Annotated in this window: 12 protein-coding genes; 8 read left to right on the top strand and 4 right to left on the bottom strand. The window is 60.1% G+C overall.

Features of this window, described 5'->3' with window-relative positions; all coding sequences use genetic code 11:
- On the top strand, positions 1–783 hold the full coding sequence (locus tag I9182_RS10140) for a crotonase/enoyl-CoA hydratase family protein (protein WP_209505660.1): 783 nt from the start codon (positions 1–3) through the stop codon (positions 781–783).
- A 141-nt stretch (positions 784–924) separates the two neighbouring features.
- On the opposite strand, the gene I9182_RS10135 is transcribed toward I9182_RS10140, so the two are convergent.
- From I9182_RS10135 to I9182_RS10125, 3 genes are all read right to left on the bottom strand, one after another.
- Positions 925–2,088, bottom strand: a complete 1,164-nt coding sequence (locus I9182_RS10135) for a benzoate/H(+) symporter BenE family transporter (protein WP_209598159.1) — start codon at positions 2,086–2,088, stop codon at positions 925–927.
- A 135-nt stretch (positions 2,089–2,223) separates the two neighbouring features.
- Complete coding sequence (locus I9182_RS10130; RefSeq protein WP_209598158.1) at positions 2,224–5,349, bottom strand: valine--tRNA ligase; 3,126 nt, start codon at positions 5,347–5,349, stop codon at positions 2,224–2,226.
- Between the two features lie 94 nt (positions 5,350–5,443).
- Positions 5,444–6,343, bottom strand: a complete 900-nt coding sequence (locus tag I9182_RS10125; protein WP_209505666.1) for a phytanoyl-CoA dioxygenase family protein — start codon at positions 6,341–6,343, stop codon at positions 5,444–5,446.
- Between the two features lie 164 nt (positions 6,344–6,507).
- Between I9182_RS10125 and I9182_RS10120 the strand changes: the two genes are divergently transcribed.
- Together I9182_RS10120 and I9182_RS10115 are read left to right on the top strand one after the other, a co-directional pair.
- Positions 6,508–8,799, top strand: a complete 2,292-nt coding sequence (locus tag I9182_RS10120) for a xanthine dehydrogenase family protein molybdopterin-binding subunit (RefSeq protein ID WP_209598157.1) — start codon at positions 6,508–6,510, stop codon at positions 8,797–8,799.
- On the top strand, positions 8,777–9,853 hold the full coding sequence (locus I9182_RS10115; RefSeq protein WP_209598156.1) for a DUF2235 domain-containing protein: 1,077 nt from the start codon (positions 8,777–8,779) through the stop codon (positions 9,851–9,853). The genes I9182_RS10120 and I9182_RS10115 overlap by 23 nt, the downstream gene beginning before the upstream one ends.
- 324 nt (positions 9,854–10,177) lie before the next feature.
- Here I9182_RS10115 and I9182_RS10110 read toward each other — a convergent pair whose 3' ends face one another.
- Positions 10,178–11,122: a helix-turn-helix domain-containing protein gene (locus I9182_RS10110; protein ID WP_209598155.1), complete on the bottom strand. Its 945-nt coding sequence runs from the start codon at positions 11,120–11,122 to the stop codon at positions 10,178–10,180.
- 64 nt (positions 11,123–11,186) lie between these two features.
- On the opposite strand from I9182_RS10110, the gene I9182_RS10105 reads away from it, so the two are divergent.
- The 5 genes from I9182_RS10105 to I9182_RS10085 all read left to right on the top strand — a co-directional run bounded on the left by I9182_RS10105 (position 11,187) and on the right by I9182_RS10085 (position 16,807).
- Positions 11,187–12,518, top strand: coding sequence for an amidohydrolase family protein (locus tag I9182_RS10105; protein ID WP_209598154.1), 1,332 nt, complete (start codon positions 11,187–11,189; stop codon positions 12,516–12,518).
- A gap of 13 nt (positions 12,519–12,531) precedes the next feature.
- Positions 12,532–12,927: a hypothetical protein gene (locus I9182_RS10100; RefSeq protein WP_209598153.1), complete on the top strand. Its 396-nt coding sequence runs from the start codon at positions 12,532–12,534 to the stop codon at positions 12,925–12,927.
- On the top strand, positions 12,924–13,811 hold the full coding sequence (locus I9182_RS10095; protein ID WP_209598152.1) for an efflux RND transporter periplasmic adaptor subunit: 888 nt from the start codon (positions 12,924–12,926) through the stop codon (positions 13,809–13,811). The genes I9182_RS10100 and I9182_RS10095 overlap by 4 nt, the downstream gene beginning before the upstream one ends.
- A 61-nt stretch (positions 13,812–13,872) precedes the next feature.
- Entirely contained in the window at positions 13,873–15,213 is a 1,341-nt protein-coding gene (locus I9182_RS10090; RefSeq protein ID WP_209598151.1) for an amidohydrolase family protein, read from the top strand.
- Positions 15,214–15,223: 10 nt separating this feature from the next.
- Positions 15,224–16,807 carry a DUF3299 domain-containing protein gene (locus I9182_RS10085; RefSeq protein ID WP_209598150.1) on the top strand — a complete coding sequence of 528 codons (1,584 nt, stop codon included), beginning with the start codon at positions 15,224–15,226 and terminating at the stop codon, positions 16,805–16,807.
- Positions 16,808–17,013: the final 206 nt, after the last annotated feature.

The raw sequence follows: 17,013 nt of genomic DNA, 5'->3' as shown, positions 1-17,013 counted from the left end.
ATGTCACGCGTATCCGTTACCTATCAAGACCATGTTGCCCATGTCACCCTGACCCGGGGTGACAAGATGAACGCGCTGGATGACGCGATGGTCAAGGCATTGCTCTCAGCCGGGCAAGAGGTCGCCGCCTCGGACGCCCGCGCCGTGGTTTTGTCGGGCGAGGGGAAAAGCTTCTGCGCCGGGCTCGACATGGCAAGCTTTGCCAAGATGGCCCATATGGACCCCACCGAATGGCTGATGACCCGCAGCCACGAAGATGCCAACGAAATGCAGGAGCTGGCGCTGATATGGCGTCGCGTACCGGTGCCGGTGATCTGCGCCATTCAGGGCGTCGCCTATGGCGGTGGCCTGCAAATCGCGCTGGGCGCGGATATCCGTATCGCGCACCCCGAGGCGAAACTGGCGGTGATGGAGATGAAATGGGGTATCATCCCCGATATGGGCGGCATGGTTCTGTTGCCCCGGCTTGTGCGTTCGGACGTTCTGCGTCTGCTGACGTACACGGCCCGGCCCATCGGCGCGCAGCAGGCGATGGATTGGGGGCTGGTCACGCAGCTTTCAGATGATCCGCTGACCGAAGCTCTGGCCATTGCCGAGAATATCGCCGGTCAAAGCCCCTCGGCCATCCGTGCCGCCAAGCGGCTGATCGAAGTGGCCGAAACCCAGCCCCGCGCGGATGTTCTCAAGGCGGAATCCGCCGAGCAGGTAGAGCTGATCGGCAAACCTCATCAGATGGAGGTCGTGATGGCGCAGATGCAGGGCCGCAAGCCCGAGTTCAAGTGATCACCGCATGAAAGCCCGCCGCGCATCGCGGGACATGTTGTAACGCATTAAAAAATAGTCGTTTTCCGTCATCTCGGCTTTGCGTTCTACCGAGCCAACCAAGGGGCGATTAGTCCCGGTAAGGGCGGGATGCGAAAGCGGTTACCGTATTCTGGTGCTCACCAGATAGGCCAGCCCGCCGACCAGCAGGCCCCAGACCGCCGCGCCCAGCCCAAAGACCGAGATACCCGATGCGGTGATCGCAAAGGTCAGCATCGCGGCCTCACGCTCGGCCGGAACCTCAAGTGCGGCGAAAATCGAATTGGCCAGCACGCCGATCAGGGCGACACCGGTCAGTGTCCCCATCAACAGCGGATCGGCATGGGATGCAAAGCCGGTAATCGCCACGGCAAAGATACCGAATACACCATAGAACACACCACTCATGATGGCCGACCAGTACCGTTGCGCGGGATCGGGGTGGCTGTCTTCGTTGGAACACATCGCAGCCGTGATCGCCGCAAGGCAGGTGGCAGGTGCACCAAATGGTGCCGATAACAGGCTCGCCCCACCCACGGATGAAAACAGCCTGCCCGGAGCCGGGGTATAGCCAAAGCTGCGCATCACCGCGATGCCGGGGATGTTCTGGGTCGCCATCGTGACAATGAACAGCGGGATGGCGATCCCGATGGTCGAGGCCAGCGAGAAACTGGGCGTGGTCCAGACCGGTGCCGCCAGCCATCGCGCCGGGGTCACCGATGCGTCGCCTGCGTTTAGCACCACAACCAGCGCGGCGGAGACAACGGCCGCCGGAACGGCGAACAGCCGGTTGATCCGGCCCGCGATGAACCATGTCAGGATCACCGGCAGGGCTTGCGCGGGCAATTCGGCTGCGGCCTGAAAGGGCAGAATGCAAAGCGGCAGCAGAACGCCGCCCAGCATGGCCTGCGCCAGTGTCGTCGGAATGGCGGCCGCCAGCCGCCCCAGTGGCCGCCAGAGCCCGGCCAGCACCGTCAGCGCCCCTGCACACAGGAAGGCGCCCGTTGCCTCGGCAAACCCCAGCGCCGGTGTCGCGGACACCGCCAGCAGCGCCGCCCCTGGCGTCGACCAGGCGACGCTGATCGGTTGCCGGTACCACAGGCTCAGCACAATGGCGGTCAGTCCCATTGCGATGGCCGCCATCATCAGACCCGAGGCCGCCTGCGCCGGAGACGCCCCCATCGCGGCCAGCCCCTGCAACACGATCGGAAAGGAACTGAAGAACCCGACAATGGCGACAACCAGCCCGGTCGAGACTGTCTGGAGCGGTGGGGCAAACTGGGTCATGACAGCCTCGGGCGGTTGGGGTTGGTGATTGCTAACAAGCGGCGGCAGGGGCGGGCAAGGTCTGAACGCGCAAAAGAAAACCCCGCCGGATCAGCGGCGGGGTTCGGGGTATGAGTATTTTTGAAAAGATGAAGATCAGGCGATCTCGGCCAGACGGGCCAGCGCCTCGTTCAGCTTGGCTTCTTCTTCCTCGCGGGCGGCGAGGTTGGCTTTGGCTTCCTCGACCACCTCGTCCGGGGCCGAGGCCACGAATTTGGGGTTGTTCAGACGCCCGCGCAAGCCACCCAGTTCCTTGGCCAGCTTGCCCTTGGCTTTCTCCAGCCGCTCCTTTTCCGCGCCGATGTCGATGATATCCGCCAGCGGCAGGCCGAAGGAGGCTCCGGGGGCGGCAATCGAGATGGTGCCCTTGGGCAGCGTGTCTGCTCTGGTCAGGCTGTCGATGCGGGCCAGACGTTTGATCAGCGCCTCGTTGCGGTCCCACGCGGCTTGGCCGTTGGCGTCGATCTCGGTCACCAGCATCGGTACGTAGAGGCCAGCAGGAACCCGCATCTGGGCACGGGCCGAGCGGGTGTTCTCGATCACCGAGATCACCCAGTTCATTTCACGATCCGCGTCGGCGTCGACCAGTTCGGTGCCGTAGGTCGGCCAGTCGGCGTGGACGACCATTTTCGCGCGGTTGCCGGTCAGGCCCCACAGCTCTTCGGTGATGAAGGGCATGATCGGGTGCAGAAGGACCATGCACTGATCCAGAACCCAGCGCATGGTGGCGCGGGTCTCGGTCTGCGCCGCGGCGTCGTCGCCTTGCAGCAGCGGTTTGGACAGTTCCACGTACCAGTCGCAGACCTTGCCCCAGACAAAGGCATAAAGCCCGTTGGCGGCATCGTTGAAGCGATAGCTTTCCAGCGCCGCGTCGACCTCTTCCCGCACGCGGGCGGTTTCGCCGATGATCCAGCGGTTGACGGCGGCCTTAGGTTTCAGGTCTGCCACATCCAGCTGCGGCACAGCGTCGGTAAAGACCTCATTCATCTCGGCAAAGCGGACGGCATTCCAAAGCTTGGTACCAAAGTTGCGATAGCCGGTGATGCGTTCACGCGACAGTTTCAGCACGCCGCCAATCGCCGCCATAGAGGCGTTGGTGAACCGCAGCGCGTCGGCGCCGAATTCGTCCACGATTTCAAGCGGGTCGATGACGTTGCCGGTAGTCTTGGACATTTTCTTGCCCTTCTCGTCGCGGACGAGCGAGTGCAGGTAGACGGTGTGGAACGGAACCTCGTTTACCACGGCCAGCTGCATCATCATCATCCGGGCGACCCAGAAGAACAGGATATCCGCGCCGGTGATCAATACGCTGGTCGGGAAATAGCGGCGCATCTCCTCGGTATCTTCGGGCCAACCCAGCGTGCCAATGGGCCAGAGGCCGGAGGAGAACCACGTGTCGAGAACGTCGGGGTCGCGAAATAGCGGAAGCGGTGGTGCAGAGGGGTCAAAATCAACGTTGTCGTAGATGGATGATGCTTCCTTTGCATCAGAAACGATGACGATTTTGCCGTTCCAATCATCAGCACGATAATACGCCTGCGCCAATTCAATAGCTTCTTCTTCTGATGATGCGCAGAAGCGCTCCCACTCTATCAATCTGCTGCGGTTTTCATCGTCAGAGATTGGCAGATCAATTGATTTGCCGTCTTCAGATTTCTTAGGTCCATACCAAACCGGGATCTGATGCCCCCACCACAGCTGGCGCGAGATGCACCAGGGCTCGATGTTTTCCAGCCAGTGGTAATAGGTCTTCTCGCCCGACTCGGGGATAATCTTGACCGTGCCGTCCTTGACCGCGTCCAGCGCCGGGCCGACGACCTTTTCGGCGTCGACGAACCACTGATCGGTGAACATCGGCTCGATCACGACTTTCGAGCGGTCGCCAAACGGCTGCATGATCGGCTTGCTCTCGACCAATGGGACAAGTGCCGGGCTGAAGCCCGGCCCACCGTCATCGTCCTCTGTAGGCCGGGCTTCAGCCCGGCTTGATCCAAGACGCGGATCGTCCGCTGGACACATGACAGCCAGACCTTCGCTGGTGATCTCTTCGACCACCTTGGCGCGCGCCTCGAACCGGTCCAGTCCGCGCAGGTGATCCGGGATCAGGTTGATTGCGTCGATCTCATTCTCGGTGAACGGCTTGCCGCGCGCATATTCCTGCGCCTTGCCCGCCTCTTCGGCGTAAGGCGCGCCATCAGCCCGCATCGCGCCCTTGGTGTCCATCAGGCGGTACATGGGAATACCGCCGCGCCTGGCGACCATATTGTCGTTGAAGTCATGCGCGCCGGTGATCTTCACCGCACCCGAGCCGAAATCGGGATCGGGATACTCATCGGTGATGATCGGGATCTGGCGGCGATGCTCTTTCGGTCCAACCGGGATTTCGCACAGTTTGCCGACGATCGGCGCGTAGCGCTCATCCGACGGATGCACGGCCACAGCACCATCGCCCAGCATGGTTTCGGGCCGCGTGGTTGCAATGGAAATATAATCCCGCTCTTCGCGAAAGATCACATTCCCATCTTCATCTTTTTCCAAATACTCATATGTCTCGCCGCCCGCCAAGGGGTACTTGAAGTGCCACATGTGGCCCGGCGTTTCAATATTCTCGACCTCAAGGTCTGATATCGCGGTCTCGAAATGCGGGTCCCAGTTGACCAGTCGCTTACCGCGATAGATCAGCCCCTTTTCGTACATATCGACAAAGACCTTGATCACCGCGTCATGGAAATTGGCCGAGTTCTCGTGACCCGTGCGCGGATCGCGCGGCGCGCCTGCCATGGTAAAGGCATTGCGCGACCAGTCGCAGCTTGAACCCAGACGCTTCAGCTGTTCGATGATCGTGCCGCCGTACTGGCCTTTCCACTCCCAGACCTTGTCCAGAAACGCCTCGCGCCCCAGTTCCCGACGGCTGGGCTGCTGGGTGGCGGCCAGCATCTTTTCCACCTGCATCTGCGTGGCGATGCCCGCGTGGTCCTGACCGGGCTGCCACAGCGTGTCAAAGCCCCGCATCCGGTGCCAGCGGATCAGGATATCCTGCAACGTGTTGTTGAACGCATGACCCACATGCAGCGCGCCCGTCACGTTGGGCGGCGGGATCATGATGGTAAAGCTTTCCTCGCGCGAACGGTTCGCGCCTGCCTTGAAGGCTCCGGCCTGTTCCCAGGCCTCATAGATACGGGCCTCGGCCTCGGCCGCGTTGAATGTCTTTTCCATCGCCATGGGATGCGTCCTGCGTCAACAAATTCGGGTCAGCGCCTGCAATAGCGAATGGAGACAGGAAGGGGAAGGCCCTGTGCGGCGACGATTGCCGAAGTCACCCCGTGCCGGTCGCCTCGTTTCCGTAAAGGTGCGTGCTTTGCGCCGCGCCTTGTGTCATCGCCTTGGCCTGATCCTCCCGGATGCGGGCATGAAGCGCCAAGGCTGGCGGCGAGAACAACTCGGTCGGCGGTTCGATGAGGATGAAATTGCCCATACGGTCTTCACCCCGCGCCAAGACCGCGTAATCGCGGTCCGCCACTTTTTGCTGTGCGTTCGGGTTCAGATACCGGATTGCCAGCCCGATCCGCCGATCGTCCGACATATTCGGCCCCGAGCCATGGATCGTGAGGCCATGGTGCAGCGACATCTGACCCGGCTGCAATTCGATATGCGTTTTGTCCTCGTCTGCCACATCGACAGCCACCTCCTGCCCGCGCGACAGCAGGTTGTTGTCTGAAAACGTATCGTTATGGGGCAGGATCGGGTTTTTGTGGCTGCCTCTGACAAAGTCCATGCAGCCGCTTGCTACCGTGGCAGGCGACAATGCGATCCACGCGGTCATCTGATCCGGTGTTTCGCCCATCCCCCAATAGGTCAGGTCCTGATGCATTCCAACAACCTGCGTCGTGCGTGGCTCTTTGATGAACAGTTCCGCAGACCACAGCAGCAAATCCGGTCCCAGTATTCCTTCGACGACGTCCAGAACCCTTGGATCCAATGCGATACGGGCGACCAGCGGCATCACCACATGGGCGTTCAGGCGCTTGTACATGTTCAGCGGCAGCGGAAGGTCAGCCACGCGCCAGGTCTCCTCGATCTGCTCCAGCTCGGCCCGGAACTGTGCGGTCTCATCCGGCGAGAAGACAGTGATGGGAAAGGCAAACCCGTCTTGCCAATACGCGTCGACCGATGGGGCGTCCAGACGGCCCTGTGACAGGGAAATGGGTTCGGGCATGGGGGACCTCCGGCAGGCTGTATCTTAAAACAGCCTACGAATCCCTCTGCGGCTCCCGCAATCCTGTTTACGACATCGGTGTCGCCACACGCTTTCAAGCAAGGCGCTGGACATAAGCAAGCACAGGGCTAGTGTCGCCATCAAGGCAGCGACAGGAGCATCCCATGGAAAAATTCGGCAAAAGCCAGCCCGTCAAACGGACCGAGGATCAGCGGTTCCTGACCGGGCAGGGGCGCTATATGGACGATGCCGTGCCCGACAATGCGCTGTTTGCCGCTTTCTTCCGCAGCCCAGTGGCCCATGGCGATATCACTGCGCTGGATCTTGAATCCGCGCGGGATGCTGACGGGGTGCGGCTGGTCCTGACATTGGACGATCTTGCCGCCTCGGGCATCGACACGGTGATGAATGCAGCAACCTTGACCAACCGCGACGGGACCGGCTCTGCCGCGCCGGATCGGCAAATGCTGGCCAAGGACCGTGTGCGCTTTGTGGGCGAACCCGTGGCCGTTGTCATCGCTGATACGCTGGTACAGGCGCAGGACGCGGTCGAGCTGATCTGGATGGATATCCGGGAACGCCCCGCCAAGCTGGACGTGAAAGCGGGGGGTGAGGCCCTGCACCCGCAAGCGCCCGACAATCGCGCGTTTGACTGGGGTCTGGGTGATGAGGCCGCGACCAAGGCCGCCTTTCAGGCCGCCGCCCATACCGTGTCGCTGAACGTGCACGACAACCGTGTCATCATCAGCTCGCTCGAGCCACGGGGCTGTCAGGCCGATTGGTCTGGCGGGCGTCTGCACTTTTCCTATGGCGGGCAGGGTGTCTGGGCGATGAAGGCACAGCTGGCGCAAAAGCTGAAACTCGATGCGGATGCGATCCGTGTCACCACCCCGGATGTGGGGGGCGGGTTCGGCATGAAGGTGATGCCATATCCCGAATATTTCTGCGTGGCCGTGGCTGCGATGAAACTGTGCCAGCCCGTGCACTGGATGTCCGACCGGTCCGAGGCAATGCTGTCCGATCACCACGGCCGCGACCTGACCTCTCTGGCCGAGCTGGCCTTTGATGCCGACCACCGGATCACCGCCTACCGCGTCCACAGCAAAGTCAACCTTGGTGCCTATAACAGCCATTTCGCGCAGGCGATCCAGACAAGCCTGTTCAGCAAGGTGCTGATGGGGGTCTATGACGTTCAGACCACCTATCTCCGGGTCGAGGGGTTCTATACCACGACAACACAGGTCGACGCCTATCGCGGTGCCGGACGCCCCGAGGCGATCTATGTGCTGGAACGCGTGATGGACCGCGCCGCACGCGAACTGTGCGTTGACCCGTGGGAGTTGCGGCGCAAAAACTTCATCAGACCCGGCGATTTCCCCTACACCTCTGCCACGGGTGAAACCTATGATGTCGGCGATTTCGACATGGTCCTGCGCCGCGCGGCCAGCCAGACCAGCGGGTTCGAAGCCCGCAAGGCCGCCGATGCCGAACGCGGTCTGATCCGGGGGCAGGGTCTTTGTTACTATATCGAAAGTATTTTGGGGGACCCTTCCGAGAACTCGAAGGTCGAGTTTTGCGAGGATGGCACGGTGAACCTTTATGTCGGCACACAATCGAACGGGCAGGGGCACGAGACGGTTTATGCCCAGTTCCTGTCCGATCAGACCGGCGTCCCGATGGACAGGATCACCGTCATTCAGGGTGATACCGACCGGCTTGGCCATGGCGGCGGAACCGGTGGCTCGCGCTCGGTGACGGTGCAAAGTACCGCGACCCTCGCCACCATTGACAAGATGATCGCCGCATTCACGCCTTATCTGGCCGATAAGATGGGGGTCGAGGACAGTGATGTGCGATTTGACCATGAAACATTCCGCGCACCGGGCTCGAACCTGACGCCAACCCTGACCGAAGCCGCGGCCATGGCGCGCGCCGACGGGCGTTTGGACTTGCTGACGCATGAGTCCCGCGCGCAACTGGATGCCCGCAGCTATCCCAACGGCGCGCATGTTGCCGAGGTCGTGATCGATTCCGTCACCGGCGAAACCCGTGTGGACCGCTACACCGTGGTTGATGATTTCGGAAATCTTATCAACCCGATGCTGGCCGAAGGGCAGGTGCATGGCGGGGTGGTTCAGGGCATCGGGCAGGCGCTGTCGGAACATGTGGTGCATGATGATCACGGACAGCTGCTCACGGCATCGTTTATGGATTACGCCTTGCCCCGCGCGGTGGACGTACCCATGATAAAGTTTACCTCGGCGCCGGTGCCGTCAACTTCCAACCCGATGGGGATGAAAGGATGCGGCGAGGCCGGCACGGTGGGCGCTCTGGCCGCTGTGGCAAACGCGGTTCAGGACGCGCTCTGGGATCACGGGGTGCGGCAGGCGGATATGCCTTTCACACCTCACAAGGTTTGGGAATTGCTGACGCATGAATCTGTCGCGGCTAAGTAGGAAGGTTCTGGGATGGCTCGGGCGGCCCTTACGGTCCGAGCACTCCGCCGAAACGCGGCACCGTGAGCCGATCAGCCACGTCATTATTCTAGATGGCACCATGTCCACCCTCGAACCGGGGTTCGAAACCCATGCCGGACAGACCTATCGCCTGTGCTGCGAAATGGGCAGCAAGGTGTCGGTGTTCTACGAGGCAGGCGTGCAGTGGGAAAGCTGGAAATCCACCATGGACGTGATGATGGGCCGGGGCATCAACCGCCAGATTCGCCGCGCCTATGGCTATCTGGCGTCGCGCTACAAGCCCGGTGACCGCATTTATTTCATCGGTTATTCCCGTGGCGCCTACGGCGTGCGCAGCTTGGCCGGGGTGATCGACATGATCGGCCTGCTCAAGGCCGAACACGCGACCGAGCGGAACATCCTGCAAGCCTACCGCCACTATGAATGCAATGTCAGCGGCACCGCCGCCCGCGATTTCCGCCGCAAGTTCTGCCATGACAACGTCAAGATCGAGATGGTCGGTGTCTGGGACACGGTCAAGGCGCTGGGCCTGCGCCTGCCGCTTCTGTGGCGCTGGGCCGAGGATCGTCATGCCTTTCACAACCACCAGCTGGGCCCGGCAACGCTCCATGGCTATCACGCACTGGCCCTCGACGAAACGCGCGAGGTGTTCGAGCCGGTTCTGTGGCGATGCAAGCCCGAGTTCAAGGGCCATGTGGAACAGGTCTGGTTCCGTGGCACCCATGGCGATATCGGCGGCCAGCTGAACGGGTATGAAGAGGCCCGACCGCTCAGCAATATCTCGTTGATCTGGATGCTGGACAAGGCCGAGATGCACGGGCTGCCGATGCCCGAAGGCTGGCGCACCCGTTTCCCAACGGATGCCCATGCGCAATCGGTTGGAACCTGGCGCGGTTGGGGCAAGATCTTTCTGCTGCGCAAACACCGCAAGGTCGGGCGGGACCAGTCAGAACGCCTGCATGTCTCGGTCGCACCGGATGAATTGCCGGGCTGGGTGGCGATGCCGAACCTGCCGACACATCCCGCGCAGTGAAAGGCTACCATGTGCCACTGACACCAAGATCACCGGCACTTCAATGTCAGGTTCGAGCCCAAACTACTGAATGCTGCGGATAGCATCAATTTCCGAAGGCAATGGCTTAGCTGACATTCAGCAACGGTTTGAAACCAGTCTCGAAGATAACTTCGCCTGTCTTGTCGCATTTGATTCGAAAAACCTAAGAATTCGCTACTTGCTACCGACGATAAGGACAGATCCATATTATGGCGGTCGCATGAAGGTCGACGTTCTTTGTCCGATTTCATCTATGTTGGAGACGAAGACATGATCGAAGACCTGTGCCAGTCAATGTGAGCACTAGCGCACCAGTATCTGCGACGGCAGTTCTCCGTACACTCGTTTGTAAAACCCGCTGAAGCGCCCAAGCTCTGAAAATCCCGCCCGTCGGGCAGCTACCTTCACAGTCAGTTTTTCTTCCTCGCCTAAGGACAGTTCTTTGTGAACACGCGATAGTCTTAAGTGCCTAGCGAATCTTGCTGGAGAAAGGCCGGTTACTTGATAAAAAACCGCAGTTAATGTTGGTGCGCTGACCCCGCATAAACCGCATAATTCGTCCAGGCTAACTACGGTGCCTTGGCTTTGCATCAGATACTGCTGCGCGGTACGAAATGTTTCATACGAACGGCAAACTTGCGGTGTATGCGACGTTCTCTCGCCAATTAATGCAGTAGCTAAGGCCACAGCCACGGACTGCTCTACAGCTTCCGGGTCATCAAAGTCCGTTGAACCGTAAACAGCATTTGCAAGCACCGATAATAGGGTGCCGAATGTGTTCGGCTCAAGCGATATAGGCCCTTTTGGGATATCAGTCTCATCGGGATCGTATCCTACAAGAGCCGCCATTACTTTGAGTAGAAACTCGGTGTCCACGCTGCCCGCAAAGAGATTGCGGCTTGGCGCAAAAAGCTCCGTTTCGTCCCAGCCGAAGTTCAGGAACAAAGTCCGTTGGCTGCCGGAGGCACCGTTCAGTTTCCAATCACTTGCATCTATGACTGGTAACGTAAAGGTGACATAGCCTTGGGGTTGCCCGGTGCGTATGCAAGCTTCGTGCGGAAAACGTGTATGGACGAGTCCGACGCGGTCCGATTTGAACCCAATCACCTGATCGATGCCCTCGCCCGGCGAGTACTGCACGATCTGACCCTGCAGAAGCCCCTCGTTCATCAAAACATTGATTCTGCTTGAGAACCGAAAGCATCTCGGTTTTTGCAGAAAATATTCTGTTTTTTTTAATTTCTGCATACGTTTGTGGCCACACACTGTAATGAAAGGTAATAGTCTCTTGGGTAACCGATAGGAGACAATGATGAAAGTTAGTCACTTTGCCCTTGCCATCTTTGCAATAGGTGCTTCTGCAGTTTGCGCACAAGATGCGGATGGTCCCATTTTGATTACCAACGTCAATGTTTTCGACGGCGTCAACGAGGCGCTTATCGAAAACGCCAATGTGGTCGTCACGGACAACTTGATCACCGCTATCTCGACCGACGATCTCGCCATGGCAGGAGGTCGCGTGATTGACGGCGGCGGTCGCACGCTGATCCCCGGACTGATCGACGTTCATTGGCACACACTTTATTGCTGCAACCCGCAAAGTGTTGTGGTGACTGGCGACGTCCTGGAAATTGCCATCCGGGGCGCACAAGGTGCCGAAAAGACGTTGATGCGAGGTTTTACCACCACCCGCGACGTGGGCGGAAACTCCTTCGCAATCAAGCGCATGATCGACCGGGGAGAGCTGAAAGGTCCACGCATCCTGCCATCGGGACCGCCCGTGACGCAGACTGGTGGGCATTTTGACTACCGTCCTTACCAGGCGGTGCCTACCAATCCAGCGGATTCGCAGTGGTACTGGTTCAGTGTCGGCGTCATGGCAATGGCGGATGGTGTGCCGGAGGTGACCAAGCGCGCCCGCGAAATCATGCGTATGGGGGCGACGCAGCTGAAAATCTCGACCGGCGGGGGTGTGTCCTCGACCTACGATCCGCTGGACGTGCGCCAATACACCAGGGCCGAAATCGAGGCCTTCGTCGAGGTCGCGGATACTTACAATACCTACGTGGCATCGCATACTTTCACTGACGAGGCCGTACGCATCTCGGTCGAGGCCGGCGTGAAAACCATCGAGCATGGCTTTCTTATGAGCCGCGAGACGATGGAATTGATGCGAGACAACGATGTCTGGCTCTCTGTCCAGCCACTGCTCGACGATGAGGACGGGTTCACCTTCGACGACCCTGTCAGCCAGCAGAAGTGGATCGATGTCACGAACGGCACCGATTTCACTTACACGACTGCAAAAGAGGTAGGGGTCAAGGTGGCCTTTGGCACCGACATCCTGTTCGACCCCGCGCTTGCCGAGCGTCAGGGCGCGTTTCTGGCAAAGCTTCAAAGGTGGTACACGCCCTACGAGGTTCTGAAACAGGCCACTTCGGACAATGCGGAACTGCTGGAACTCGCTGGCCCGCGGCACCCCTATCAAGCTGGTCCCTTGGGAGTCATCGCGGAAGGCGCCTACGCCGATCTGATCCTTGTCGATGGCAATCCGCTTGAGGACATTGATCTGATCGCCGATCCGCATGAAAACTTCGATCTCATCATGAAAGATGGTGTGATCTATAAAAACGAGATCGAGTGAGGTGGGCAAACTGATGCTGTCGTTAAACCGTCTGCTGTTGCTTCAGTCGATTTTCGCGGCGGCCTCGCTCACCTATCTCGTCGTCAGCCTGATCCGTCGCGAGACCACGGGCGAGGCGCTGAGCGCGGCGGCCATCGCTCCCTCCATCGCGATGTTCATCGCCTATCTGGGCATTCTGTGGCTCGGCCGTTCGGAGCATATCGGCTGGTACCGGATCGGCATGATCCCGGCGCTCATCCTGTTCGGGGGCGGCGGAGTTGCCGGGAATGTCCTTCGATATTTTCAGAGTGGGTTGGAGAACTACGCGGGTGTTCCGGCGTTTCTGATCGCTGTTCTGATCAATGGCTTTGGAACAGTTCTGAATGTGATCGCGCTGTTTGGATTGTTCAAGAAGGACGACACGGTATGAAGTCATCCAGTTTTACCTGCACAAAAGACAATGCATCTGGTGGGCGCGCGCGCCTCTTTGCGATGTTGATGGTCGTATTCGTGAGTTCTCTCGAGATCGCATCTCCCAATATTGCAGGCGCGCAAGAAAAAACTCTCGATGTTGCAGAATTCGAGGGCACGGTCGTGCCGGCACGTGAAGCCGAGATTACGCCAATCGTCAGCGCTTGGTTACGGGAGATTACGTTCTCGCCAGGTCAGTTGGTCGAGGAAGGGGACGTCCTGTTCGTATTCGCAAAACCGCCTGCGGAGTTCCGGTTGCAACTCGCCATGGCGCAGCTCGATGCCGCGCGTGCGCAATTGCTGGAAGCGATCGCAGACGTGAAACGTGCCGAGACACTCAAGGATCGCGATGTCGTTTCCGCTGTCGACCTGGAGAAGGCCGAAGCGCTTCGCGATATCGCCTCTGCCCACGTCGCGCAGGCCGAGGCCAATGTCGGTCTCGCCGAACTCGGGGTGATGCAGATGACCCAGAAGGCGCCGTTCTCGGGAGTGATGAGTGCGCCGATGGTGCGTGAAAACGGGTGGCAGGATGTCGGCGACGGCGACATCACCATGGCCATCATCACGCAACTCGATCCGATCCAGGTCATGGGTGAGGTTCCCTATGACGTATATGCGGCGCGGCAGAAGATGTTTGGCTCGGACGAAGTCTTGATCGAAGGGCTCGTGCTCTCGCTCGTCCTGCCGAATGTTGAGCTGTACCCGCACCAAGGAAGGCTCGTCTCGGGCGGCTATACGTTCGAAGAAGAGACGCAGAAGATCACGGTGTGGGGCGAATTCCCGAACCCAGAGCGACTTCTTCGACCTGGATTGAAAGTCACGGTGCGGTCAGAATTGAACTGACAAGGAATCTTTTTTCTGGCTGTGCCGCCGGACCCGCAGTCGACCCAAAACGGAGAGCTCCATGTTTTCAAAGTATTTCCTTGCCGCAACTTTTTCCATCTTGGCCGTGTCTGCACCGGCGGTCGCCCAGGACGACGCCGATCCTGGCACAGTGATCACTGGGGCGCGTATCTTCGACGGGCTTGGTCCCGACCTGATCGAGGGGCAGGACGTTCTGATTCAGGACGGCATGATCGCGGCCATCGGGGCCGGACTCGATGTGCCCGAGGGGGCCACGGTCATCGACGCCGAGGGGCGCGTCATGACCCCAGGCTTCATCGACATGCACTACCATCTCAGCCTCTGCACGGTGCCGGTGGCCGACATGGCCGGATCCTACGCGCCGGACCTCGATTACATTGGGATCAAGGCGGCAGGCGCCGCGGAGGATGCGCTCATGCGCGGCTTCACGAGCCTGCGCGACGTCGGTGGCGCGTCATGGGGTGCCAAGCTGGCCGCAGACCGGGGAGAGATTGCCGGGCCGCGCGTCTGGCCGTCGCTTCGGGCGATTTCCCAGTTCGGTGGGCATGGGGATGCTAATCCCCGGTTCATGAACCCGCGCGAGTTCGGCGGGCCGGAAAACAACCTCGAACGGCTGGGCTACAGCCGGATCGTCAACGGGCGTGACGACGTGCTCGTTGCCGCGCGGGAGAACCTCAAGCGCGGGGCAAGTCAGATCAAGATGCACCTGGCCGGTGGCGTGGGAACCGAGTTCGACCCGATCGACGGGCGCCAGTTCATCAAGGAGGAAATCGAAGCCGCGGTCGAGGTCGCGGACGGCTTCGGCACCTACGTGACCGCGCATGTCTACACCGTGGATGGCATCAAGCAGGCGATCGAGGCCGGCGTCCGCTCCATCGAGCACGGCAACCTCATCAACGATGAGATTGCCCAGATGATGGCCGACAACGACATCTGGCTGAGCCCGCAGGTTCTGGTCTACCGCACCTTCTCGCCTGATCTCGGACCGGTGCGTCTGGCCAAGGGGCGCATGGTCGAGGCAGGGCTCGACACCATGTTCACGCTGGCCAAGGAATACGGGATCAAGATCGCCTTCGGCACCGACGTCGTCGTGAACCCCGAAGCCTGCGCCGATCAGAACAGGGAGTTCGCGGCCCGCCTGGACTGGTTCACGCCGGCCGAGATCCTGACCCAGGCCACCGCGAACTCGGGCGAGCTGCTTCAACTCTCCGGCGATCGCAGCCCCTATACCGGCATCGTCGGCCGGCTCGTCGAAGGCGCGCATGCAGACCTGCTGCTGATCGATGGAAATCCGCTCGAGGACATTTCCATCCTCGAAGACTATGAAACCGTGCTCGACCTGATCATGAAGGGCGGGACCATCTACAAGAACGACTTGTAGGGGGTGCGGTATGCTTCGGTCGCTTCTCTGGCTGCGCAGTCTGTCGGTCATCGTTTTCATCGCCACCCAATCCCTCGCCGCCGCAGCGTCTGAGGATACGAGTTCACCTCTCGCGAGTTGGGATGCGCTCGCTCCCACCGTGGAGCCGTTCGATGACCCTTTCCTCGCCATGACACTGGAGCAGAAACGGGACCTGCGAGATGTCCTGCTTTCCCGGGAAGCCGAGACCGCCGGGAGCGGCTCGCTGGAGCTGAGGGGTGCCGCCAGCGCGGCCCGCATCAGGCTCGAAGCTGCCGGTCTCGACCCGGATTACCTCCTTGTTCAGAGGCTGGTCGTGATGGAACGGCGCCGCGAAGAGGCGACCGGCGTGACGTCGACCTTCCTCGACCAACGGGTCCTTCTCGACGGTTTCGTTCTGCCCCTCGTTTGGGACGGCGATCGCGTTGTCGAATTCCTGCTCGTGCCCTGGGTCGGTGCCTGCATCCACACGCCACCTCCGCCGCCTAATCAGATTGTTCACGTCGCCTTCCCCGAGGGACTGAAACTGGAGCGGCGGTTCGAGGCGGTCCGATTGGAAGGAACGATGCGCCATCGGCCCGCAGAGCACGCGCTGTTCCTGATCGATGGAAGCCGGCAGATCCCCGCCTCATACGGCCTCGACGGTGCAGCACTAGCCGGTCAGCCGGATGAAATCGTTGCGGCCTCCGCGTCCGATGTTCCGGCCCTTATCAGAGCGCAGATCTGGGTCAACACGCTCTTCACATCGGGAATGTCAGAAATCGGCAAGGACGGGTCTGCACAAGCAATCCTCCTTGCTGTTCTTCTGGCCTTTGGATACGGGGCACTTCACACGCTGGGACCGGGCCATGGCAAGGCGGTTGTGATCTCTTACTTCGTCGGTACAGGCGGCAGCCTTCGGCGCGGGCTCGCCATGGGGGCACGCATCGCCATCTTTCACGTCGCGTCGGCGATCATGGTCGTCTTTCTTCTCGATCTCGCTGTGCGGCAAACGACAGGAGCTGCCCCCTCCGATTACAGGATGATCCGCCTTCTCAGCTATTCGCTGATTGTCGCCATCGGTGCCGTGATGCTCTGGCAGGCCATTCGCTCCATGCGGCAGCAAACGCCCGAAGCCGTTCAGCACAAGCACGACCATCATCATGCCGATCACGCCCATGGTGCTTGCGCAGGCTGCAATGCGCACGAGGCGCGTGGGGGAGGTGGCTGGATCGCGGCTGCCGTGGGTGTCGTCCCATGCACCGGGGCATTGATCGTGATGCTGTTCGGCCTTGCGAATGACCTGATCTGGCCGGCTATTCTGATGGTGGTCGCGATCTCGGCCGGTATGGCGGTCGCCATGTCCGCGCTGGGGGTCGCTGCGCTCTGGGGCCGTGGTTGGGCAGAACGCCGCTTCGCATCTGATCAGCCAACGCGAGAACGCTTCGCTAAAGGTGCGCGTCTTGCAGGTGCAATATGCGTTCTTGTGATTGGCGGAGGGCTGTTCTTCAACACCCTTCTTCACGCACCTACAGATCGACTTCAATTGGACGGAATTGCCACAGTCTCTGAAAGTTTGAACGTATCTGGAGGATGATCTAGCCTCTTGTAAGTATATAATACGAACGAAAGGTTGTCTGGCAAACGCCTATGTAGACAGTTTGATACCAGTCCCTTCCATCATGGGTTCAGCACGGACGTTTGAGAGCGATTTAGAAGCGATGGCGGATCGTAAAGGCGTTTTTTGGCATCGGTGCCATAACGACTGGAGCCGAGCAAACTTAGCGCAATTCAAAGTGAAGG

The organism is Ruegeria sp. HKCCSP351 (genome assembly GCF_017872535.1).
Taxonomy (GTDB): domain Bacteria; phylum Pseudomonadota; class Alphaproteobacteria; order Rhodobacterales; family Rhodobacteraceae; genus Ruegeria.
This window is presented reverse-complemented; position numbering and strand designations above follow the sequence as displayed.

Bases quoted from the DNA above. Each gene is read 5' to 3' on its own strand.
- I9182_RS10140 (WP_209505660.1), top strand. From the start codon at position 1: ATGTCACGCGTATCCGTTACCTATCAAGACCATGTTGCCCATGTCACC.
- I9182_RS10105 (WP_209598154.1), top strand. From the start codon at position 11,187: ATGAAAGTTAGTCACTTTGCCCTTGCCATCTTTGCAATAGGTGCTTCT.
- I9182_RS10085 (WP_209598150.1), top strand. From the start codon at position 15,224: ATGCTTCGGTCGCTTCTCTGGCTGCGCAGTCTGTCGGTCATCGTTTTC.
- I9182_RS10115 (WP_209598156.1), top strand. From the start codon at position 8,777: ATGAATCTGTCGCGGCTAAGTAGGAAGGTTCTGGGATGGCTCGGGCGG.
- I9182_RS10100 (WP_209598153.1), top strand. From the start codon at position 12,532: ATGCTGTCGTTAAACCGTCTGCTGTTGCTTCAGTCGATTTTCGCGGCG.
- I9182_RS10120 (WP_209598157.1), top strand. From the start codon at position 6,508: ATGGAAAAATTCGGCAAAAGCCAGCCCGTCAAACGGACCGAGGATCAG.
- I9182_RS10090 (WP_209598151.1), top strand. From the start codon at position 13,873: ATGTTTTCAAAGTATTTCCTTGCCGCAACTTTTTCCATCTTGGCCGTG.
- I9182_RS10135 (WP_209598159.1), bottom strand. From the start codon at position 2,088: ATGACCCAGTTTGCCCCACCGCTCCAGACAGTCTCGACCGGGCTGGTT.
- I9182_RS10130 (WP_209598158.1), bottom strand. From the start codon at position 5,349: ATGGCGATGGAAAAGACATTCAACGCGGCCGAGGCCGAGGCCCGTATC.
- I9182_RS10110 (WP_209598155.1), bottom strand. From the start codon at position 11,122: ATGCAGAAATTAAAAAAAACAGAATATTTTCTGCAAAAACCGAGATGC.
- I9182_RS10095 (WP_209598152.1), top strand. From the start codon at position 12,924: ATGAAGTCATCCAGTTTTACCTGCACAAAAGACAATGCATCTGGTGGG.
- I9182_RS10125 (WP_209505666.1), bottom strand. From the start codon at position 6,343: ATGCCCGAACCCATTTCCCTGTCACAGGGCCGTCTGGACGCCCCATCG.